Genomic DNA, 22,788 nt, shown 5'->3' with positions numbered 1-22,788 from the left:
ATTTCTCTTTTTCTTTTTGTAATCAGGCCTCCGATACGGCCGCTTTCCTTTGCACTCAGACTGCGCCAGCCGCTCTCTATTACCTTATCACCAAGGCCAAGCTCTGTTGCAATTTCAAATTTAAGTACTTCCTCCGGCTTCATATTACGAGGATCAAATGGTTCGTTTCTCTTTCCCTTTGACATATTCTCAAATCTCCTTTTCTTAAATCTAAAAAGAGTATGCCCCCTACCAGGAGAATTAAACGTACATTCCTTCCGGTATTTTCAAAAAAGCAGGCTGCGCCGGAACTCTGGTCCGCTGCAGCCTGCTTTTTGTTTCCTGCCTTTGCAATGCCCTTTTATCTTCTGGGGATGATGATGGCCGCAATAAAATAGGCCACAATCCCCGTGCCTGTGCAGGCAAGCACCGCCCACAAAAGCCGGATGAGAGTAGAATCCACGTTAAAATACTCCGCAATTCCACCGCATACCCCGCAAAGCATTTTGTCCGTATCGGAACGGTATAATTTCTTCTGATTGTCTTCCATTTGTTTATCTCCTTTCAATTCTTTGACCTGTAAATCCTATCATTATATTATCGGAATAAAAAACACTTCCGATAATTGGTTGGACGGGATAAAAGCTATATTATAACTCATTCATAAAATCCACCTGGATCGCTCCTGTCTTGCATTCCAGCTCCATATCTTTTCCAGCCCCGTTATCCATCTGCTTCCTGCCCTTTAAGGCCGCGCTGCCTTCATTTCCGACCTTTACAGCTCCCATCTTGCACGAAATATCGTAATTGTAATCTTCCTTTTTCCCGGCTAGTTCAAGCTTTATGGCACCGACCTGGCATACCGCCTCAATATCTCCGGAAGTTGTTCCGGAAAACTCCACAGCGCCGGCACTGGTTTCCACGGAAAGACTTCCCACGCTGCCGCCGTTGATCTTTATGGCGCCGGCTTTCGTTTCAATATTCAATTCATCTGCGGAAAGAGCCTGAGCCGTCATCGCCGGGCCGGAACCCTCATAGCCTGAAAAACGGCTTGAATGTACTGATTTTAAGTTAACGTCGGAAAAGCGGTAATTCTTAGGAACCTGTACCGTAAAAAGCAGATCCGGGCCATCCTTTCTTTTCCAGCCATCATATTCCTGAAGCTCCAAATCACCATTCTCTTCGTACAGGATAAAACAGGATCGATCCCTGTTGCAGAAAATCTTAATCTCATTTCCCTTGGGATCTTCCACAAAAACCACATTTCCTGTACGTATTACTATATCCAGATTTTTTACTTCCTGAGAAGAAAAAATTTCCTGCCCCTTTTCTCCTACATAAAAAACTTCCGGAACGTAAATATCATCAAAATTAACCCCATTCCAAATACCATCCAGAGTAACTCCCGAAATTCCCCTTTCCCATTCAATGACTCTTTGAGGGACTATATCCCGTAAATTTCCTCCCAACACAGCGGCAACGGCTGAAATCCCCCCGCCGATCAGGATGCAGACACTTCCGGCAATCAAACAAATCTTTACAAATCTTTTCATAAACGGCTTCTCCTTCCATGAAATAACCTGCTAAGGGCATTCACACAGCTTCTGAAAAGAAATGGAAGAAAGCTCCCATAAAAAGAACCGCAGAGGGCCAGAGCAATCATTCCTAAGCCAAAGAACAGGATTCCCAGCCCTAACAGCAGGGCTCCGCTTAAGGGATGAATCACCATGGAGACGACACTGCCCAAAATCAAGCCGACCCCGGCCGCTAAAAGGGCAAAGGTCAGTGCCCCGACTCCAACAACTGCTGCCACAAGGCAGCCTATAATTCCTCCTAACAAGCCAACAAGACCTCCTCCGATTCCCATAAGGATAGGCGAAGCTGCAATAATTAATATGATCCATAAAACAGTTTTTACGGTACGGTTTCCATCCATGCCTCTTCTTCGCCTGTTATGCTTTTTCTCCTGTCCTTCGTGGCCGTATCGGCCGTCATCGGATACCTCCGGAAGATCATACCGCTTTGCCATCTGGTAATTCGGATCTTTAAACCGTTCATCCCGATAGCCGGTCTCCGTGAATTCTCCTCCGTCATCTAAATTCCCGGATATGTCCGAGCGGATAATCGCAGCGATCCGCTCAGGGCTTTCAAACTCCTTGATTACCTTTTCTTCATTTTCCTGCCCCGCTTCTTCCAGATAATCCCTGTAATATTCGATGGCATCCGCCTTTTCATCATCTGGAATATCCGACAGCAGATACTCCAGCTCTCTCATAAACTCATCCCTGCTCATATATGTGCCTCCTCAAAAATCTGGGATATTTTCTGGGAGTAGCCTACCCACTCACCTTTATAGAGATTCAATTGAACCCTACCTTTTTCCGTAATCTTATAATATCTTCGGTTCCTGCCGTCAAATGCCAGATCGTAAACCTCCAGACACTCCTCCTTCTGCAATCTTCGGAGTACCGGATAAAGGGTTGATTCTGAAATCTCAATGACATTTCTCACATCCTGCGTGATTTTATAACCATAGGTACCCTCCTGATCCCTTGACACTATTGCAAGGACAATGGCGTCCAATAATGCTGCTCCTGTGTTAAAAACCATGTGCCCACTCCTATTCTTATAATTGCCCACGCTTTCTGGGCATACAGGTATACCCGAAGGGTGTATCCTTATGATTGCCCACGTTTTCCGGGCATACAGGTATACCCGAAGGGTGTATCCTTATGATTGCTCAAATTCTCCGGGTATACAGGTATACCCAAAGGGTGTATTCTTAATACTTGAACAACGTTAATTTATTTCATCCTTTGGCGCCTGTGGTATGATGACCGCAGCAATGACGTAAAGGACCAGGCTTCCTCCTACCAGAGAAAATCCCATGAACGAACGGAACAAATGGCGCCATGACTGAAGAAACATCAAAAGAACCCATATCAGCCTTATCATAACAGGATCCACCTGAAAATATTCTCCAATACCGCCGCACACACCGCAGAGGACTCTGTTCTTTACAGACCGGTACAAACGTTTTGGTTCCACGATTGCCCACCTTCCTTTCTTCTATTGAACTGATATATAATATTGTTTTATTCTCTATATTATACGTCGTATAATATTATTATATGCCATATAATATTACTTGTCAACACCTATTGAATTTTTTATCCTACCCACATAAAAAAGAATTAAAAACGGATGCTTCAGGCAATTCACCTTGAAAGCATCCGTTATCCAGTCATCACCGTATCTGGGCGATCCGGTTTACCACATCAATATATTCGCTGCAATACATTTGATAAACTGTCATGACAGCTGCCCGAAAGCGCACCTGTTCTGACGAGCTAAGCTCCGTGACAATGCAGCCGGCCTTTATCAGCCGCTGCCTGACATTCTCCTCACGGATCTCCCACAGCCTTCTTTCATACCTGGCAGACTCTTCTGCGCAGGCCGTAATGATCTTCCTGTCCGCATCACTTAACTTCTCCCAGGTAGCCTGGGAGGCCACCTGCATCTCAGGGATCCGGGTGTGGGCATCCAGCGTGATGTATTTTGCCACCTCATAATGTCCCATGGTTTCATAGGACGGCCAGTTGTTTTCCGCGCCATCGATGGTGCTGGTTTCTAAAGCTGCATATACTTCAGAATAAGCCATTGGCACCGCCCTGGCACCAAGCGCCTCCACCATAGCCGACATCATGTCGGAATTTGCAACGCGAATGCGCATCTTTTTCATATCCTCTACGCATTTTATAGGGCGGGAAGAATTGTAAAAATGTCTGGCGCCTGCATCATACCAGGAAAGGGCCACCAGATCGCTTTCCTTTAAATCATCCTTAAATTCCTCTCCGATTTCTCCATCAAGCACTTTCCACATATGCTTTTCATCTCTGTACAGGTAAGGCAGCTGCAGCACATTAAATTTAGGCTTTATCTCAGCCAGGATCATGACCGAAACCCGGGCAAAATCAAGCCCGCCGTATTGAAGCTGTTCCACCACTTCGTTTTCACTCCCCATTTCACCGCCGGCAAACACATTGATCTTGATCCTTCCGGACGTCTTTTCCTGCACCAGCTCTGCAAATTTCCTTGCTCCCTGTACGGTTGGATAATCCTCCGGCTGGTTATCCGCATAAGAAAGCACATATTCCGGTGCCTCTTTCCTGCCCCCTAAAAAAAGAGCTTTCCCCGGATTTCCCGGTTTCAGGAGAATGATTAAAAAGCAAGCTGCAGCCACTGCGGAAACAATCAAAGCCGCCCTTTTGGCAATCTGTTTGTCCATTCCTTTTACCCCCAAAACGCCTCCCCTGGGCACAGAGGAAGCGCTTGTTATTTATATTATTTTTTGGTTATGGATTAATGATGCTCTGTACTTCAGCGTCATCCACATTATCAGTATTTACCAGGATTACACCTGTATCTACTGTCTTTTCATTTACAGTGTTTCCAGCAGACAGTTCAAGAGCTGTCTTTACGCCGTCATATCCCATATAAAACTGGCGCTGTACTACAGAAGACACATCGTATTCGCCGCTGCGGATCATGGTTTCAATTTCTGCAGAGAAGTCAAATCCAACCATGGAGATGTCGGTGCGTCCTGATTCTGTAAGACCAGTTACAAAACCTACGGTAGAACCGTTGTTAGGACCAAACACTGCTTTTAAGTTCGGATATGTGGTGATAAAATCCTGGCAGAAACCTACTGCCTTGCTGATATCTCCATCGTTTACCTTAATATCGTTGTTTAATACCTGCCATTTTTCAGGAGCATTTTCCTGCCAGTATTCGTTAAAGCCCTTCACACGGTCATTGATGGTCTGAGAACCGGTGGAGCCAACCTGAATGGCGATCTGAGCATCTTCTGTTTCAGAAACTCCCTTGTCTTTCAGTCTGCGCATCAGTTCCTCAGCAGCAACTTTTCCTGCTTCTACGTTATTGGTCAAAAGAGCTGCACTGTAGTTTTCGCTATTGATCACTGTATCTACCAGAACTACCGGTATTCCTGAATTATACGCCTCTGTGATAGGAGCGTCAAGGGATACACTGTCTAAAGGAGCGATAACGATTCCATCTGCCTGTGCGGATACTGCATTCTGCAGCAGGGTAAGCTGGCCTTCGATATCTGATTCCAGAGCAGTTCCTACTACTACTACGTTGCAGCCCAGTTCCTTACCGGCCTGTTCTGCACCGGCCTGAAGCACGCTCCAGTACTGGTTTCCAAGAACCTTTACAATTACGTAAATGGTTTTCTCTCCCTTTGTTGTTTCACCCTTAGCGGAATCTTTTGATTCTTCCGCCTTTTCAGTAGCCGCCCCCTGGCTGGATTCTGCTGCCCCGGTGGTCGCGTTGCTAGACTGGCTTCCACATCCGGTCATACCGGCAACTGCCATAGCCGCTGCCAACAAAACTGCCGTTACTTTTCTCATTTCTTTTTTCCTCCTGAATTGATTGTTTTATTTTTTCAAGCCAAAAAACCGCTTGATTGCCCCTAAGTCTCCGCTTTTCTTCGCTGTCTGAGATGCTACTGCGATCAACAGGATTATACCTACGATCATCTGCTGCCAGAAGGAATTGACACCGTTTAAGTTCAGTCCGTTCCGGATTACTCCCATCATCAAGGCTCCGATTACCGTATTAAGAATCGTTCCTTCTCCGCCCAGGATGGAGATGCCTCCCAACACAGACGCTGCAATCGCTTCCATCTCATAACCGTTTCCTGCCGTAGGCTGGGCACTGGAAAGACGGGAAGCAACCAGGATTCCGCAGATTGCTGCGGATAAACCGGAAATACAATATGCAAACATACGTGTCTTTACTGCATTAATTCCGGAAAGCTTTGCAGCCTCTAAGTTGGAACCGCAGGCATAGATCTGGCGTCCAATCCGCATTTTTGCAAGAACAATTCCTAAAACCAAAGCATAAACCAAAGTAATGATAACGCTGTAGGGAAGTCCATCCCCTCCGATCCTTCCGCCGCCCAGAACGTAAAACTGTTTCTGAATCTCCTTAGAAGGAATGTTCGTTGTATACAGAGGTGCACCGTTTACAAGCACGTTTGCCATGCCTCGGTATACCCACTGGGTTGCCAGAGTTGCAACAAAGGGCACAACGCCCAGAATTTCAATAAAAAATCCATTCATAATACCTGTCATGATACCCATGATCAGGCAAAGTGCGATACATACCACAAGAGGCAGTCCCTGCATCAGAAGTGATACCATAATAATGCCTGACAGTGCCATGGACGCGCCGGCAGATAAATCGTTTCCTCCGCAGACCAGACAGAACGTCAGGCCGCAGCCGATGATGGTATAGGTAACGATCTGCTGCAGAAGGTTCTGTAAATTAGCCGGGGCTAAAAATTTAGCAGGCTGAAGAATCGAAAACAGCACAAACAGTCCGACCAGGATGCACAGTGAGTAGATTGCCCGCCGTGTGGCTGCATTTAGCTTGTTGAACGAACCGCCTTTCTTTTCCTGCACCATTGCTTTTAAGTTTCCCATCCTTACTCTCCCTTTCTATTACCGATGCCTGATAACACGGGCGCCGGTTTTCCTTCTAGTTTGTTATAACCTGCCGCAAGATACAGGATATCTTCCTGAGTAGCGGTCTTTGCATCCAATTCTCCGTTGATTTCACCCTGGTGAATGACCAGGATCCGGTCGCTCATGCCAAGGATCTCCGGCAGTTCAGAAGAAATCATGATAATGGACACTCCCTGGGCGCTCAGCTTGTTAAACAGCTCATACACCTCATACTTGGCTCCTACATCGATTCCCCTGGTTGGTTCGTCAACGATCAGCACCTTTACATCATTGCACAGCCATTTGGCTAAAACTACCTTTTGCTGATTGCCTCCGGAAAGATTTCCGCAAAGCTGATGCACGCTTGGGGTTTTCGTACGCAGAAGCTCTACATATTTTTCCGCATTCTTAAGCCCTTCCTTGTCATTGATAAATCCATAATGAGTGATGTTTGGAAGATGTGCCATGTTCGTATTATATTTAATATCAAGGCCAAGAGCCAGACCATCACGCTTCCGGTCCTCCGTAGCATATCCGATCCCATGCTTAATGGCCTGGATCACAGAGTTGACCTTGATTGGTTTTCCTTCCAGCGTAAGCTCCATGGAATCCGCCTGATCCGCACCGAAGATGCAGCGCATAAGCTCTGTTCTTCCAGCTCCTACCAGACCTGATATTCCAAGAATTTCTCCTTTTCTCACACAAAAATAATCCGCATTTACTTTAGTGCCTCTGCGGACATTTCTGGCCTCAAGAACTATTTCTCCGATGTTACGCTTGTATTTAGGATATTTATCCTCCAAAGAACGCCCTACGATCATATTTACCAGTTCATCCATGGTGATCTCATTTAAATTCCTGGTGCCTATGTACTGGCCATCCCTGATAATCGTAACCCGTTCACAGATCTGATTAAGTTCCGCCATTCGGTGGGAAATATAAACCATACCCACTCCCTTTTCTTTTAAGCGGCGGATAATACCGAACAACTGCTCGATCTCCTTTTCAGTAAGGGTTGCTGTCGGCTCATCAAGAACCAGTATTTTTGAATTAAAGCTGATCGCTTTAGCAATTTCTACCATCTGCTGCTGAGCAATGCTTAAGCTTCCCACATGGGCATAGGTATTTAGTTCAATACCCAGATCATCAAGGATCTTCTGCGCTTCCTCATGCATCTTGCCGTCATCGATGAAAATTCCTTTTTTATGAGCCCTGCCGATAAATATATTGTCTGCCACACTAAGATGACCGCACATATTTAACTCCTGCATGATGATACACACACCAAGCTCATGGGCCTTTGCAACGGAATCAATGTCCACCTTATTTCCTTCAATGAATATTTCACCTTCATCTGCCCGGTGAACACCGGATAAAATCTTCATCAGGGTGGATTTACCGGCTCCGTTTTCACCGACAAGCCCAAGGACCTCCCCCTTATTTACTGACAGACTTACCTTATCGAGAGCCTTGACTCCGGGGAAGCTTTTACTTATCCCTTCCATTCGAAACAATTCCTGTTCCATGCCCCTTCCTCCTCTCTGCTTTATATACACTCTCTGTGTTTGAATTCATTATAACGACAGGTTTCGACAGATACTATCGTAACTTTTTATCATCCATAGTAGAATTTTATCTTTTCAGTTAAATGTGCATAAAAAAACACCTGTCATCTCATCATGACAGGCATTTTAACAAACAGATTAACTTTGAAGGTCTTTCAGACTGGACATTCTGTACTCCGAAGGATTTACCCCTTCCAGCCGTTTGAAAACCTTTGTAAAATAATTGGAATCCATGTAACCCACTCTGACTCCTACCTCCTTTACGTTCACGTTGGGCTGGGCCAGCAGCTTTTTCGCTTCCTCCACCCTGTATTCTGCCAGATAAGAGGTAAAGCTTTGCCCGAACTGCAGCTTGAACATCCTGCAAAAATAAGGCTCTGAATATCCCACGGCCCTGGCTGTCTCGCTCATGGAAATATCATTCATATAATTGGACCGGATGTATTCCTCCACCATGGATGTCATCACAGACAAACGGCTGCCGCTAAAATCGGACTCCTCATCCAAAACCGGATGGGCATCTGCCTCTTCTCTTTCCTTATGCGGTTTGATTTCCCCCTGCGGATCCTCCTGTTCACCGGCAATCCGAAGAGCCTCCTCAACCACGTTTAAGACCTCTTTCTGGGAATAAGGCTTCAGCAAATATTCCATGGCCCTGATGGAAATCGCCTTTTTCGCATAGTCAAAGCGATCGTAGGCTGTCAGAAAAATAAGGCAGCAATCCTTATTTTCCTTCCTCATGATTTCCGCAGCCTGGATTCCGTTCATTCCCGGCATACCAATATCCAGGATCACCACCTGGATATCTTCCCTTTTAAAAATCTCCACTGCCTCTTTTCCGTTCTGCGCCTCAAAGATCTGACATTCCTCTCCAAATTTCTTCAGAAGCATCTTTTTGAGCACAATTCGCTCTATCATTTCATCTTCCACTATCATTAACCGATACATGATCCATTATTTCCCTTCTCCGACCAAATTCTATCTGTACCACTGTGCCGTTGTTTTCTCCGCTGTCAATGGTTACCTTTCCATATTCGTAGTAATAAGAAATCCTTCTATATATATTCCCCAGCCCGATTCCAAGGCCTGTCCCCTTTGTTTCAATGGCTTTCCTGATCGCTGACAGGGTTTCTGAGTCCATACCCTTTCCCGTATCCGCTACGGATATCCATAAAAGCTCTCCTCTTTTCTCGATCCGTATGTTGATGCTTCCGCCATTCTCCTTTTCCTGGATCCCGTGAATTACCGCATTTTCCACCAACGGCTGAAGCATGAAGACCGGCACCTCTTCCTTATATAGGTCCATGCTGCAGTTGATATCCCATTGAATCCGGTCTCCAAAACGCATCTTCTGGATGTACATATAATCCTTTACTACCTTAAGCTCCTGCTCAAGAGGCTCAAAGGCATTGGACGTCCGGAGGCTGTAACGAAGAAGGCTGCTGATTGCCACAAGCATTTCTTCCGTCACCGGTGCTTCCTCCATCTGTGCCATCCTGGTGATCATATTCAGTGTATTAAAGAGAAAATGGGGATTTATCTGGCTTTTGATCAGCTGAAGCTGGGCCATGGAAAACCGTTTCTCAAGCTCTGCCCTCTCCAGTTCATGCCGGTACAGCTTCTCTTCCATCAGCCGTTTATCCTCCGTCGCTGTGATGTAGTCCCGGGTGGCATGCTTCATCTTATTGAATGCGCTTACAAGCTGTCCGATCTCATCCCTTCCATCCCAATGGACGTCAGGGGACGAAAAATCGTTCTTCTCGATCTTACCTGAGACCGTAGCCAGCTGCACCACTGTTTTTACAATGCTGCCTGTAATAAAACGCAAAAGGAACATAAGCACAAAAAAAGCGAGGACGCTGATGGCGACCAGAATGTAAGGCATACGCTTAAGCACAGGGATCTGGATTTCGTAATAATCATTTCCTCCCATTAAAACCACTTTGGTCAGACGTGCTCCATAGAGGTCCAGATATTTCTGCATATTATATGTTTTGTACAGTTCCCTGATATAGCTGGGGTCATTCTGATTCATTTCTACCACTTTTTCCCGCTGCTTCTCATAGGTATCATAACCGTTTTTGATGTTCCAGGTGATCCCATAGCGCTCTTCCCCGATTTTATCATAATCATAGGGCAGGCTGCTTAGATATACTCTGGTTTCCTGGCAGCCCTGCCGGTATGCTTCCTTATTTTCCGGAGTATTGTTTGCTAATATCTGGGCAAACAATCCCTTTTCATTTTCCATGGACTCCTGAAACTTATAGCAGGCCAGGTTATCATCCATGATAATGCTCACATCGTTAATAAATATATATGCCACTTTTAGATTGATGAAAATGGAAGCTGCCATAATGATCCCCACGCTTCCTATGATCACGTATAGTTTCCTTTTCAAAGACATCTGATACCAAAGGGCAAGCAATCGATCTCCCACCTGTTTACCTCCCACGATTCGTTTTCACTCTTGCACTAACTAATCTTATCCTTTCCTTGAACTTCCGTCAATAACAAAAAATACCCTGTAAGCGGTACACATATTTTTTGTGTACCGCTTACAGGGCAGTGTTTATCCCATAATATGCTACAGGTTAAAGGCCTTCCAAAGGCGCTTAAAATAATCGGCAAATTTTGCTTCCCTGACTGACTCGGCAGTTAATATGGGAACTTCTCCAATCCGTTTCCCCCCAAGGGTATAAATAAGGTTCCCGGCTTTCTGTCCCTCTTCTAAAGGAGCAGAGATGGAAGGTGCCAGTTCCAGCGTCTTTTCAATAGCAGAGAAATCTTCTCCCTTAAGGCTCAAATAAGAAAAGGAACCGCCATACTTCAACGGAACCAGATCCGTTACTCCGTTATCAACCACCATATCAGGAAGAGGAAGCATCTCCTTATCCTCATACAGCTTGCAGTTGGCATATCCATAGTTTAAAAGAGTCTGGGCATCGGCAAACCTGACTTTGTAATCCGGAGCTGCCATGATCGAGGCAATGAGACGGACTCCATCCTTCTCTGCAGTCGCAGAAAGGCAATACTTTGCCACTGATGTGGAACCGGTCTTTAAACCGGTCACAGTGAAATTCGTAGCCATCTTTAATAGCTTATTGGTATTGGAAAGGCCGAATTCCTTTGTTCCCTGCTTTGTCACATGGGTGATATTCTCCATCCAGATTGTAGAATAGTTATGAATCTGAGGATATTTGGTAATTAATTCTCTGGACATAATCGCAATATCCCTGGCCGTTGTCACATGGGTGGCAGAATCGGTAAGTCCGCAGCAATCTTCAAAATGAGTATTTGTCATCCCAAGCCCTGCCGCACGCTCATTCATCATCTTAATAAATTCGTCTTCTGTTCCTGCTATGTATTCCGCCATGGCTACCGAAGCGTCATTCCCCGATGCGATAACAATGCATTTAATCAGGGTTTCCACCGTCTGGATCTCCCCTTCTTCCAGGAAAACCTGGGAGCCTCCCATGGACTTTGCGTGGGCGCTTGTAACAACCTCATCCGACAGCTTGATTTTACCGGAATCCAGCGCGTCAAAAATAAGTATCAAAGTCATGATTTTCGTAATGCTGGCCGGGCTTCTTTTTTCATCCGCGTCCTTTTCAAAAATAATCTGTCCGGTTGACGCTTCCATTAGAACGGCGCTGGGGGACTGCAAAGCCGGACCGCCCTCCGCATTCACCCGTTTCGCCTCTTCTGCCTGGATAATCATGTCCGAGGCTACCGTCACATCCGGCTCTTGCCCTGCCGCCGGAAAGCATAAACAGAAAAACAGCAGAAGACAGCTTAAAACAAATGCCGTAACTCTCTTCATATGATACACGATCCCCTAAAATTCCTTTGTACCATTGTATGGGACTGCTTCCCTTACATATACCATTTTTTCCAAAAATAATTGCCATCTTTACGTTTCATCTTCCGGTAAAGTATGCTATACTTGTACCGGGTATGTTTAAAATCTATCAATACTGCCCCAATACTACAGAATTAAGAGGTTATACTATGAACAGACATGACTTTCGTGGACGAAATTCTGGAGGAGGCCGGAACCATGCATTACAGGTTATCCTGATCGTTCTTCTTGGAATTTTAATCGTTGCCGTTTTGACTTTGTGCGGAGTTGCGATAAACAAAAGGTTGAAATACAGGGCATTGCCTGCCGATACTTCCGTCGCAGAACACCCTTCCGATGAAGGAGCTCCGGACCCTTCCGCCGAAGAGACTGCAAGCGAACAAGCCAGTGAAGAAAAATTAAAGTCCCTGCTTTCCCAGGCAGAAGCCCTTTCTCTTGAATACGATTACGATGGGGCGATCAGTCTTCTCCAGTCTGACCCTGAGTTCAGCGCAGTGGAAGAAGTCACCTCTGCCATTGCAGGTTATAATACCGCCAAGGAAACCCTGGTGCGGTTCAATCCCCAGGATGTGACCCATGTTTTTTTCCATTCGCTTATCATCGATACTTCAAAAGCCTTTGATGGAGATTCCAAGCAGGGGGGCTACAACCAGATGATGACGACCAAATCGGAATTTCTTAAGATGATGCAGTCTATGTATGACAAGGGATATGTTCTTGTGAAGATCCATGATCTTGCATATGAGGCGAAGGATGAGAACGGAAATCCTAAATTTGTATACGGAGATATCATGCTTCCTCCAGGCAAGAAAGCCTTTGTCCTGTCTCAGGATGATGTGTGCTATTACGAATATATGCAGGGCGACGGCTTTGCCACCCGTATGATCATCGGAGAAGATGGATATCCCACCTGCGAGATGACAATGGCTGACGGCAGCGTTTCTGTGGGCGATTATGATCTGGTACCGATACTTGAAGGCTTCATACAAACCCATCCAGGCTTTTCCTACAAAGGAGCGCGGGGAATTCTGGCCTTTACCGGCTACAACGGGATCCTGGGATACCGGACCGATGAATCTTACAAGGATACCAATCCCAATTATGAAGCAGACCGGGAGCAGGCTGCAAAGGTAGCTCAGGCTTTAAAGGATCACGGCTGGGAGCTGTCCTCCCACAGCTGGGGCCACCGGAACATGGGACAGATCTCCATGAACCATTTTAAGGCAGACAGTGACAAATGGAAACGCAACGTTGAGTCCTTAACCGGACCCACAGATATTATCCTCTTCCCCTTTGGAAGCGATATCGGAAGCTGGACCCCTTATACCAATGACAATGAACGTTTTACATATTTAAAATCTCTTGGCTTCCGTTATTTCTGTAACGTAGACGCCAGCAAGCCGACCTGGATGCAGATGGGCACCGACTACTTCCGCCAGGCCCGCAGAAACCTTGACGGATACCGGATGTTTTATTATCCCGACAGCTTAACGGATCTGTTTAATGTTCCTGATGTTTTTGATCCGGCAAGACCGACACCGGTTCCTCCAATGTAAACAGTCCCTGAAAAAGGCCGTAGACTTTTAAAGAAGTTCTACGGCTTTTTTCTGCCTAATTCCGGTTATCCGTGAAGAAAAAAAATTGTATAGGTAACCGGCCTGTGTTATAGTAAAAACCGGAAACAGAAAAAGGCTGCTTTTAAGTATGCAGAAGGCTGCAATAGTCGGATCATGTACACAACATGAATCATGCACAGGAGGGTTTTTATGAAAAGGTCAATGATGCAGGCATATGTTACAAGAAGCGATGAAGCTGTGGCTCTTTATCAAAAGGCTTTTGATGCTGCCCTTATCAGCAGCTATCCAAATGGCGACGGAACATTTTTTCATGCTGAGCTTGATATTCAGGGAGAAATACTGGCTGTTGCAGAAAGAAACTCAGAATATGCCATAATCGGCGAAGAAACGGTTACAGGCAATGTCATACAGTTCTGTTTGCATTATGGAGAAGGAAATGAAGATAAGGTGAGAAAAGCATATGAAATACTGAAAACGGATGCTAAAATTCTTATGCCGCTTGCGTCATGCGAATACAGTTCTCTGATGACAGATTTTATTGACAAATATGGAATCTGGTGGTGCTTATTTGTTTAACTGCCTTATTGTACTACTATAAATAAAATGAATGATTTGCTGCGCATGGGGTAATAATCTCTCAAACGCAACAAGGCCGCCCTGCTGATTTTCTGTCAGCAGAGCGGCTTTCTGTTATCCTAAAATTATATCCTTCAAAACAATGCGATATTCCCGGTTGTTTCCTAAAACTGCACAAATCCCTTAATCGGCTGAGCCGGAACCACAGACTCCGCATATAATACGGGGCCCTCTCCTTCATAATCTCTCCAGTACTCATATGCAATCTTTGCCTTGACACGGACCCATTGTTTCGTTTCCAGCTCTCTGGCTTCCCTCGCCTTGGTGACAAAGCCTAAAAAGGTCATATCATCCTCACAGCAGGTCATTGCCATACGTCCTGGCACAAAATAATTTTTGGGGAAATCAGGAGTTTTCAAGACCATAGCGGTAAATTCCACAGTCTTCCCCTCATAACGGTCCCGTCTTTCCATACAATCAAGATACCAGATCCCATAGGCTTCCTGTGAAATACTCACTACGTCTGCTCCCATATCATAAGGCAGATCTTCTTCCGGGATCTCATTGACCTCTCCCTCAGAATCTTCAAATACGATCTCTCCCTTGGGACACATGGCCTTTAGGGTCCGCCGATAGCCGGATAAATCTTCGATTCCGTCGCAGCGGTTGCAAATAACCATCTCCGAATTACGGACCATGGAATACAGCAAAGGTTTCATATTGGCTGAATACAATTCAAAGGTGGACATATCGATCAGGGTGATCTGCTGATAGATTTTCCAATCATCAGGAAGCTTTAGCTCATCCAGATTCCACATTCCATTCCACTCGATCAAAACCCGCTCCGGATTATAAAGCAGTTCCAGCTCCAAAAGCCTGTCAGGGTTCAGTTCCTCTATGCTTTCTATAAACACTCCAGCTGTCTTGGTGCGCTTTAACAGGGCCTGGTCATATTCAGTTTCACCGTCTTCACAAACAATCAGCAGCGTCTTCTCGTCAGACTGAAAATAGTCCTGCTCCATGGTGAACTGAAGGAACTGGGTTTTTCCAGCTTCCAAAAATCCATTTATGAGGAATACCGGCATAAAGTCGTCTTCCATTTTATCTGTGTTGCTCATGGTTCCCTCTTTCCTGCCCTTTTTTCAGGACATATAGGTATCCCTGTAAGGGGTTCCCTCCATTCTGATTATCTTAAAAAGGATTTCTCAAGTTCCTCTTCTTTTAAATTCGCTCCTATCACACATACCTTTCCGGTATATTCCGGTGCTCCATTACGGATCTCGTATTGCTCCGGCACCAGATCAAAATAAAGCCATGTACCTTTTTCCTCACCTGGAATCATTCCCTTGGCACGAAGTACATCTCCATAACTATCTCCGTAAGCCAATTCTTCAAGAATCTTGTCCAGCTCTTCTTTGCTCATAGACGCCACATTCTCAAGGCCCCAGCTGTTAAATACTTCATCTGCATGATGGTCATGATCATGATCGTGGCCGCAGCCGCAATCCTCACCATGCTCGTGGTGGTGATCATGATGATGGCCTCCACAGCCGCATTCTGATTCCTCATGGTCATGATGGTGATGGCCTCCACAGCCGCATTCTGATTCCTCATGGTCATGATGATGGTGGCCTCCGCAGCCGCATTCTGATTCCTCATGGTCATGATGATGGTGGCCTCCGCAGCCGCAATCCTCACCATGCTCGTGGTGGTGGTCATGATGATGGTCTCCACAGCCGCAATCCTCACCATGCTCGTGGTGGTGGTCATGATGATGATCTCCGCAGCCGCAGCCCTCTTCCTGATGATGGCGGTGTTCTTTCACTTCTTTCATCAAATCCTCTGCCATGGTATCCGGTTTTTCTATAATCTCAAGAAGCTGTTTTCCGCTCAATTCATCACAGGGAGTCGTCACTACAGACGCCTTTGGGTTCAGTTCCCGAATGATCTGGAGTGCCTGATCCACCTTGTCGGCAGGAGCAATATCCGTACGGCTTAATACGATAGTTCCTGCATTTTCGATCTGGTTATTGAAAAACTCTCCGAAATTCTTTCTATACATCCTGCATTTTTGCGCATCCACGATAGTGACCGCACTGTTTAAGGTCACCTCTACCTCAGAAGCAACATCAATAACCGCTTTCATCACATCAGATAATTTACCCACGCCTGACGGCTCAATGATCACACGGTCCGGATGGTACTTTGTCAGTACCTCCTCAAGAGATTTGCCGAAATCACCTACCAGAGAGCAGCAAATACAGCCGGAATTCATCTCCCGGATCTCAACCCCTGCATCCCTTAAAAAACCTCCGTCAATACCGATCTCACCAAATTCATTTTCAATCAGGACAACCTGCTCTCCGGCTATGGCTTCCTGCAGCAGCTTCTTAATAAAAGTTGTTTTTCCAGCTCCAAGGAAACCGGATATAATATCAATTTTTGTCATATCTAAATGTACCTCTTTTCTTTCAGGGTTATGCATGAAATTACATTTATTTATTGTGTCACAAACCTTTAGCAAAGTCAAGCAGAGGGCCATGGGTTTTTCCTTCAGATATTGTTATAAAATTATCAGTTTTGAGGAAATTCTTCAAAAAACCTTGCAATTCGATCATTTTATGGTAGAATACATGACAACTGCTTTGACAAAGGTCAAATGTGTGCACCAAACTATTTAAAGGAGATTTTTAATATGGAAAAATGCGGCGTAAAAGAGTTCCTGAAAAGGAAAAACGTCACAATTACTGTCCAGACCTATCTCATTGATGCATTGGGTGCTATGGCATTTGGCCTTTTTGCGTCTCTTTTGATCGGAACCATATTCGGTACTCTGGGCCAGCAATTCAATCTCACTATTTTCAACGTGATCGCGGATTACGCGAAAAGTGCTACCGGCGCGGCCCTTGGTGTTGCCATTGCCTATGCCCTCCACGCCCCTGCTTTAGTTCTTTTTTCCGCGGCAACCGTTGGAATTGCCGGCAATGCTCTTGGCGGACCTGTGGGCGCTCTCGCTGCAACGGTGGTTGCCACGGAACTTGGAAAGATCGTTTCAAAGGAAACGAGGCTGGACATTCTGGTCACCCCCGGAGTGACCATCATCTCCGGAGTTCTCATTGCACAGTCCGTGGGACCGGGCGTAGCTGGCTTTATGAACTGGTTTGGCGTTCTAGTGAAAACATCTACTGAATTACAGCCATTTTTTATGGGGATCCTGGTATCTGCTCTGATCGGCATCGCCCTCACCCTGCCCATCAGCAGCGCTGCCATCTGTATCGCCTTATCTCTTGACGGACTGGCAGGGGGAGCTGCCACAGCCGGCTGCTGTGCGCAGATGATCGGCTTTGCCGTCCTTTCCTTCCGGGAAAACGGGGTAGGCGGCCTTCTGGCTCAGGGCCTTGGCACCAGCATGCTGCAAATGGGAAACATTGTGAAGAATCCAAAGGTCTGGATCGCCCCCACCCTTACTTCTATGATAACCGGCCCCATCGCCACCATGGTATTCCAGCTTAAAAATATTCCGGCAGGCTCGGGTATGGGAACCTGCGGGCTGGTAGGTCCCATCGGTGTCTACACGGCAATGAAAGGCGGGACCTTTATGTGGCTTGGAATCCTCATAGTCTGCTTCCTCCTTCCTGCCCTTCTCACCCTTTTGTTTGGTGAAATACTTAGAAAAATCGGCTGGATTAAATTCGGGGACTTAACACTTGATTTAAAATAAAGAAAAGACAGGAAGGAGGATGCCGCAAATAATCAGGCATCCTCCTTCCTCTTTTTACTCTTTCTCATTCCTTCTGTTCATCATCCGCATTTCCAAAGGCACAATGACCGCAGCCTCCGCTGCAATGGCTGCAGCATCCACTGCAATGTCCGCAGCCGCCTTTTCCCTTATTTTTTATGAATTGTCTGACTGAAATACACACAAGCACCAATAGGACAAGGGCTACTAAAACCGTCGAGCCATTAGAAGCTAACCATGCAGGCATATCAAACCTCCTATTGCTTCTCTACTTTAGTTCCTTTAATATATGCTCAATATGCTCCCTCTTGCCAATTACCATCAAATGTTCCTGAGCCTGGATCACATAGTCCGCCGGCGGCATGAGCTGGGCCCTGCCCTCCCGCTTAATTCCCAGGACACTGATATGATACCGGTTTCTGATATCCGCTTCCTTTATGGATTTATGCACCCATTCCAAAAGAGGAGGGATCTCGTAGATAGAGTATTCCGGAGTCAGCTCAATATAGTCAAACACATGATCCGTGCTGTAGCGGACAGCCAGTTTTTCTGCAATGTCCCGGTCCGGATAAATCACTTCATCCGCTCCGTTTCTCAGCAGGAATTTGGCATGGATATCACGGTTTGCCTTACTGATCACTCTTCTGCCTCCCAGTTCCTTGACCAGACTGGTGATCTCCAGACTGCTCTGGAAATTCGTTCCGATACACACAAAGCACAGATCGAAATTGGCGATTCCCAGACTTTTTAATACCGTTTCATTGGTGCAGTCACCAATCTTAGCGCTGGTCACATATGGAAGTAAGTCTTCCAGGCACTCTTCCTTCTGATCCACGATCATAACATCATTTCCAAGCCTCGCCATATTAAGACACAGATGATGGCCAAACCGGCCAAGTCCAATAATTAATACTGATTTCATGATTTTACTCCCTTTTCTTTAACCCACATTGATGGTTTCTGCTACTTGTTCCACATGAGCCTTGCGATGACTTTGAGCAAATGCCAGGGCAAAGGACAAGCTTCCGATCCTTCCGCTGTACATGAGGATAATAATGATCACCTTTGATACAGAATAAAGATCCCTTGTGATGCCTGTGGTCATACCTACCGTTCCAATGGCTGATGCCGTTTCAAACAGTATGTCCGAAAATCCCAAAGGCTGAATTGCCATAATCGCCAGGGACGCAGAAAGAGCCAAAAACAGGTAGATGGTCAAAATAGCGCCTGCACGCTTGATGACACTTTCTTCCAGACGCCTGCCAAAAATATTGACCCCGTAGGTCTGCTTGATGTTGGAATGTACGCACATAAGAAGGACAAAGATTGTAGTCGTCTTAATTCCTCCCGCTGTTGATCCAGGGCTTCCTCCGATGAACATGAGGATTATGGTAAGGAGCTTACTCCCGTCGGTCAATGATGCCGTATCAGTGGTATTAAAACCGGCTGTTCTGGCAGTTACGGAACTGAACATGGAGGTTAAAATCTGTCCGCTTGCATTCATTCCCACCATAAGATTGTTCCGTTCCAGCAGATAGAATAGAAATCCTCCTCCAAAAACCAGAACTGCGGTACTCACTAAAACCATTTTGGTATGCAGCATATATTTTTTAAAGTGAAGCTTATGCTTATAGATATCTTCCCACACGATAAAACCGATGCCGCCTATGATGATCAGAGACATAATGACTAAATTCACCAGCCAGTCATCGTAATAAGAGACTAAGGAATTAAAAGGCTTCTGATTTCCCATTAAGTCAAATCCTGCATTGCAGAAGGCTGATATGGAGTGGAAAATGCCATAAAACGTTCCCCTCCAGAACCCGTATTCAGGAATGAAACGGAGGGCCAGAAGAATGGCTCCTGTACCTTCAATAAGAAAAGTTCCTTTTATGATCCCTTTCGCCAGCCTTACAACTCCGCCGATCTGTAAGGTATTAACGCTTTCCTGCAAAAGCCCTCTCTCTTTTAAGCCAATCTTCCGCCTGAGCACGATGGAGATAAACACGCCCACCGTAACAAACCCAAGGCCCCCGATCTGTATCATTGTAATTATCACCATCTGTCCAAACAAAGACCACTGGGTCCAGGTATCCCTGACGATCAGTCCCGTCACACAGGAGGCGCTGGTCGCGGTAAACAGGCAGCTTAAAAAATCTTCGGACTGTCCATCCCTGCTGGAAACCGGAAGCATCAAAAGCAGGGCCCCTGTTAAGATCAGGCAAAAAAATCCATAAGCAATAAACTGTGTCTGGCTTACGTGCCGCCTGGCACGCTTTAATCTTTTTTCTTCCACGTTCATCTCACTGTCATTCCTCTTTTCCTGCGGAACCCTGTCCCGCTTTTTTATCGGCACGGCTCATTCTCACTCCATAGTCTGCAGCTGAGAAAACCAGAAATGCCGCCAGATTCACCATCACCACGCTGGCTCCCGCCGGGGTGGAATAACGGTACGATGCCATCATGCCGATCACAAAACAAACGACTGATAAAATTCCGGAAGATATCACCACTCCACGGAAGCTTTTAAATACCCGCATCGAGGTAAGGGAAGGGAAAATGATGAGGCTGGAGATCAGCATGGCTCCCATCATCCTCATACCCAGAACGATGGTGACGGCGGTAAGTACCGCAATCAAAACATTGTACCAGGATACATTTACTCCCGTTGCCCTTGCAAAGCTTTCGTCAAAGGTCACCGCAAAAATCTTGTTATAGCAAATCAAAAACAGTCCAAGCACAAAAAAGGACAGGATCACGCTTAAGCGGACATCCTCCTTGCTCATAGCCAGTATGCTTCCAAACATATAGCTGCTTACATCCGTAGTCATTCCGGTCGTCATGGAAGTAACGATAATGCCCGACGCCAGTGCAACAGCGGATATCATGGCAATGGCTGCGTCACTTTTCATCTTTCCGTTCGACCTGATGCGCAGCAGGAAAAACGCAGCAATCACCACCACTGGAACAGATATCTTTAACGGAGACCAGCCAAAAGCCACTGCAAAGGACAAGGCTCCAAAGGAAACATGAGACAGTCCGTCACCAATCATGGAATACCGTTTTAACACCAGGCTGACGCCTAATAGAGAAGCACATAAAGAAACCAGGATTCCCCCTGCCAAGGCCCGTACCAGAAACGGATAGGACAGCATTTCACTCATCATTCCCATCTTCACGCACCTCCTGTATAAATATATCCGGCATTGCTTTTTAAATAATCCTTTGTCGTCCCGTAGAACAGGACTTCCCGTTTCAGATGAAGGATCTTATCCGCCTCTTTTACAACATTGGCCACATCATGGGATACCATTAAAATGGCAACCCCTTCCTCACGGTTCAATTTACGGATGATCTCATAGAATTCCGCAATGGCAGAGGGATCCAGACCTGTGATAGGTTCATCCATGATCAGAAGCTTATCCGTGGCGCAAAGAGCTCTTGCAATCAGGGTTCTCTGCTGCTGGCCGCCTGATAATTCACGGTAGCATTTACCGGCAATGCCCATAATTCCTAACCGCTCCATATTGTTAACTGCAAGCCTTTTTTCCTTTCCGGAATAAAAGGGCCAGCTTCCTCTGCGGTTTAAACAGCCGGATAAGACCACCTCACGGACCGTTGCCGGAAAATCCTTTTGAGCCGCAGTCTGCTGGGGCAGATAGCCGATCCCGCTTTTTTTCAATTCATCGGACACAGATATGACGCCGCCTGTGGGCTTTAACAGCCCTAAAAGTCCCTTCATCAAAGTACTTTTTCCGGAGCCGTTCTCTCCCACGATGCAGACATACTCCCCCGGATTAACGTCCATAGTCACATCCACCACAGCATCCTGGTTCTCATATCCAAAATCCACATGACTGCATTGTATTAATGGGCTCATTCATCCAATCCTCTTTTTAAATTAATCACATTCTGCCCCATAAGGTCAAGATAGGTGACACCGCTGTCAAACTCTCTTCTTGAAACATTGTGGCAGGAATGAAGCAAAAGGGGTTCTGCCCCTGTCTCCTCTGCAATGATCTCAGAAACCCGGTGACTGGAAAGCTCCAGGTAATAAATCACCGGAATCTGTTCCAATCGCATTTTGTCAATGAGATATGCAATGGTTCTGGCGCTAGGTTCCGTATCCGTGCTGCAGCCGGAAAACGCTGCCCGGTAAGACAGGCCGTATTCATCCGCCAGATAACGAAACGGAAATTTATCTCCTACAACGATCATATCCCGCTTTTTATTTTCTGTCACCTTACGGAACTCATCGTCAAGTTTTTTTAGCTTTTCAAGGTATGACTTTGCGCTCTCCTCATAATAGCTCCGGTTCTCCGGATCTTTTTCAGAAAGGGCATCCCGGATCGACTCCACCAGGATCATTGCATTCACAGGAGAGGTCCAGATATGCTCATCATATTCTATATCCCCGCCATGGCCGTCATCGTCGACCTGGTGTTCTTCCTCTTCCATCCCTTCCACCAGTTCTTCCTGCACCGCATCTACCTGATCCATTCCCGTGACAACCGTCATGGAACCGGAATCAACCGCATTGAGTACCTGGGAAAGCCAGTGTTCTAAGGCTCCGCCGTTGCATATTAAAACATCTGCCTCCCGGATGACCTGCACATCTGCGGGAGTTGGCTCAAAGGAATGGCTGTCCATTCCTGCCGGGACCACCATGGTCAGTTCCACCTTGTCACCGGCCACCTGTCTTGTAAAGTCATAATATGGAAACAGGGTCGTCACAACCTTGAGCTTAGATTCTCCTGTATATGAGGGCTTTTCATTTCTGCTGCAGCCCAATAATGCTACGGCTGCAATAGGAATTGAAAGGCATAAAAACAGGAGTTTTTTTAAGCTTTTTTTATTCATTCTCATTCTCCTATCTGATTCCATCTGCATAGTATAGCACATTTTATTCAGAAGGAAAAGGACAGTTTTTATCAAAACAGGAAAAGGCCTGTAAAAGGCATAA

24 protein-coding genes are annotated in these 22,788 nt (G+C 46.0%); 3 read left to right on the top strand and 21 right to left on the bottom strand.

Features of this window, described 5'->3' with window-relative positions; genetic code table 11:
- The 13 genes from RT269_RS09755 to RT269_RS09695 all read right to left on the bottom strand — a co-directional run.
- The coding region (locus RT269_RS09755) for a small, acid-soluble spore protein, alpha/beta type (protein ID WP_313182227.1) at window positions 1-185 on the bottom strand (185 nt) is incomplete at its 3' end.
- Window positions 186-340: 155 nt separating this feature from the next.
- The gene (locus RT269_RS09750; RefSeq protein ID WP_025233585.1) at window positions 341-529 is read right to left on the bottom strand and encodes a PspC domain-containing protein; all 189 of its coding nucleotides are present in this window, start codon (window positions 527-529) and stop codon (window positions 341-343) included.
- Window positions 530-629: 100 nt separating this feature from the next.
- Window positions 630-1,532 (bottom strand): DUF4097 family beta strand repeat-containing protein, encoded by a 903-nt coding sequence (locus RT269_RS09745; RefSeq protein WP_313182225.1) that lies wholly within the window; start codon window positions 1,530-1,532, stop codon window positions 630-632.
- Window positions 1,529-2,272, bottom strand: coding sequence for a DUF1700 domain-containing protein (locus RT269_RS09740; RefSeq protein ID WP_313182224.1), 744 nt, complete (start codon window positions 2,270-2,272; stop codon window positions 1,529-1,531). Before RT269_RS09740 ends, RT269_RS09745 begins: the two co-directional genes overlap by 4 nt.
- The gene (locus RT269_RS09735; protein ID WP_313182222.1) at window positions 2,269-2,589 is read right to left on the bottom strand and encodes a PadR family transcriptional regulator; all 321 of its coding nucleotides are present in this window, start codon (window positions 2,587-2,589) and stop codon (window positions 2,269-2,271) included. The genes RT269_RS09740 and RT269_RS09735 overlap by 4 nt, the downstream gene beginning before the upstream one ends.
- 189 nt (window positions 2,590-2,778) lie before the next feature.
- Window positions 2,779-3,027 (bottom strand): PspC domain-containing protein, encoded by a 249-nt coding sequence (locus RT269_RS09730; protein ID WP_313182221.1) that lies wholly within the window; start codon window positions 3,025-3,027, stop codon window positions 2,779-2,781.
- Between the two features lie 199 nt (window positions 3,028-3,226).
- Window positions 3,227-4,267 (bottom strand): TRAP transporter substrate-binding protein, encoded by a 1,041-nt coding sequence (locus RT269_RS09725; protein ID WP_313182219.1) that lies wholly within the window; start codon window positions 4,265-4,267, stop codon window positions 3,227-3,229.
- A 67-nt stretch (window positions 4,268-4,334) separates the two neighbouring features.
- Window positions 4,335-5,411 (bottom strand): ABC transporter substrate-binding protein, encoded by a 1,077-nt coding sequence (locus RT269_RS09720; RefSeq protein WP_313182218.1) that lies wholly within the window; start codon window positions 5,409-5,411, stop codon window positions 4,335-4,337.
- Window positions 5,412-5,438: 27 nt separating this feature from the next.
- A complete protein-coding gene (locus RT269_RS09715) occupies window positions 5,439-6,488 on the bottom strand; it encodes an ABC transporter permease (RefSeq protein ID WP_100042265.1) in 1,050 nt (349 codons plus the stop codon).
- Between the two features lie 2 nt (window positions 6,489-6,490).
- Entirely contained in the window at window positions 6,491-8,035 is a 1,545-nt protein-coding gene (locus tag RT269_RS09710) for a sugar ABC transporter ATP-binding protein (protein WP_313182216.1), read from the bottom strand.
- Window positions 8,036-8,212: 177 nt separating this feature from the next.
- Complete coding sequence (locus tag RT269_RS09705) at window positions 8,213-9,022, bottom strand: response regulator transcription factor (protein ID WP_313182214.1); 810 nt, start codon at window positions 9,020-9,022, stop codon at window positions 8,213-8,215.
- A complete protein-coding gene (locus RT269_RS09700) occupies window positions 8,994-10,511 on the bottom strand; it encodes a sensor histidine kinase (RefSeq protein WP_313182212.1) in 1,518 nt (505 codons plus the stop codon). The genes RT269_RS09705 and RT269_RS09700 overlap by 29 nt, the downstream gene beginning before the upstream one ends.
- 147 nt (window positions 10,512-10,658) lie before the next feature.
- Entirely contained in the window at window positions 10,659-11,894 is a 1,236-nt protein-coding gene (locus RT269_RS09695; protein WP_313182211.1) for a D-alanyl-D-alanine carboxypeptidase family protein, read from the bottom strand.
- A 188-nt stretch (window positions 11,895-12,082) separates the two neighbouring features.
- On the opposite strand from RT269_RS09695, the gene RT269_RS09690 reads away from it, so the two are divergent.
- Together RT269_RS09690 and RT269_RS09685 are read left to right on the top strand one after the other, a co-directional pair.
- On the top strand, window positions 12,083-13,489 hold the full coding sequence (locus RT269_RS09690) for a polysaccharide deacetylase family protein (protein ID WP_313182209.1): 1,407 nt from the start codon (window positions 12,083-12,085) through the stop codon (window positions 13,487-13,489).
- Between the two features lie 210 nt (window positions 13,490-13,699).
- The gene (locus RT269_RS09685) at window positions 13,700-14,086 is read left to right on the top strand and encodes a VOC family protein (RefSeq protein ID WP_313182208.1); all 387 of its coding nucleotides are present in this window, start codon (window positions 13,700-13,702) and stop codon (window positions 14,084-14,086) included.
- Between the two features lie 164 nt (window positions 14,087-14,250).
- Here the strand turns inward: RT269_RS09685 and RT269_RS09680 are convergent, their stop codons facing one another.
- Together RT269_RS09680 and RT269_RS09675 are read right to left on the bottom strand one after the other, a co-directional pair.
- Window positions 14,251-15,204, bottom strand: coding sequence for a TIGR03943 family putative permease subunit (locus RT269_RS09680; RefSeq protein ID WP_313182207.1), 954 nt, complete (start codon window positions 15,202-15,204; stop codon window positions 14,251-14,253).
- Window positions 15,205-15,272: 68 nt separating this feature from the next.
- Window positions 15,273-16,535 (bottom strand): CobW family GTP-binding protein, encoded by a 1,263-nt coding sequence (locus tag RT269_RS09675; RefSeq protein ID WP_313182205.1) that lies wholly within the window; start codon window positions 16,533-16,535, stop codon window positions 15,273-15,275.
- Window positions 16,536-16,781: 246 nt separating this feature from the next.
- Between RT269_RS09675 and RT269_RS09670 the strand changes: the two genes are divergently transcribed.
- Complete coding sequence (locus tag RT269_RS09670) at window positions 16,782-17,807, top strand: PTS transporter subunit IIC (protein ID WP_313182204.1); 1,026 nt, start codon at window positions 16,782-16,784, stop codon at window positions 17,805-17,807.
- 64 nt (window positions 17,808-17,871) lie between these two features.
- Here the strand turns inward: RT269_RS09670 and RT269_RS09665 are convergent, their stop codons facing one another.
- Genes RT269_RS09665 through RT269_RS09640 form a run of 6 tightly spaced genes read right to left on the bottom strand, consistent with a single transcriptional unit; the run spans window position 17,872 to window position 22,709 of the window.
- Entirely contained in the window at window positions 17,872-18,072 is a 201-nt protein-coding gene (locus RT269_RS09665; RefSeq protein ID WP_313182203.1) for a FeoB-associated Cys-rich membrane protein, read from the bottom strand.
- A 21-nt stretch (window positions 18,073-18,093) separates the two neighbouring features.
- Entirely contained in the window at window positions 18,094-18,747 is a 654-nt protein-coding gene (locus RT269_RS09660) for a potassium channel family protein (RefSeq protein ID WP_313182201.1), read from the bottom strand.
- Between the two features lie 18 nt (window positions 18,748-18,765).
- Window positions 18,766-20,127: a TrkH family potassium uptake protein gene (locus RT269_RS09655; RefSeq protein WP_313182230.1), complete on the bottom strand. Its 1,362-nt coding sequence runs from the start codon at window positions 20,125-20,127 to the stop codon at window positions 18,766-18,768.
- 7 nt (window positions 20,128-20,134) lie between these two features.
- Complete coding sequence (locus RT269_RS09650; RefSeq protein WP_313182200.1) at window positions 20,135-20,998, bottom strand: metal ABC transporter permease; 864 nt, start codon at window positions 20,996-20,998, stop codon at window positions 20,135-20,137.
- Between the two features lie 2 nt (window positions 20,999-21,000).
- A complete protein-coding gene (locus RT269_RS09645; RefSeq protein WP_313182199.1) occupies window positions 21,001-21,705 on the bottom strand; it encodes a metal ABC transporter ATP-binding protein in 705 nt (234 codons plus the stop codon).
- Window positions 21,702-22,709 (bottom strand): metal ABC transporter substrate-binding protein, encoded by a 1,008-nt coding sequence (locus RT269_RS09640; protein WP_442913814.1) that lies wholly within the window; start codon window positions 22,707-22,709, stop codon window positions 21,702-21,704. Before RT269_RS09640 ends, RT269_RS09645 begins: the two co-directional genes overlap by 4 nt.
- Between the last annotated feature and the right edge of the window lie 79 nt (window positions 22,710-22,788).

Source organism: Lacrimispora sp. (assembly GCF_032078915.1).
Lineage (GTDB): Bacteria > Bacillota > Clostridia > Lachnospirales > Lachnospiraceae > Lacrimispora.
This window is presented reverse-complemented; position numbering and strand designations above follow the sequence as displayed.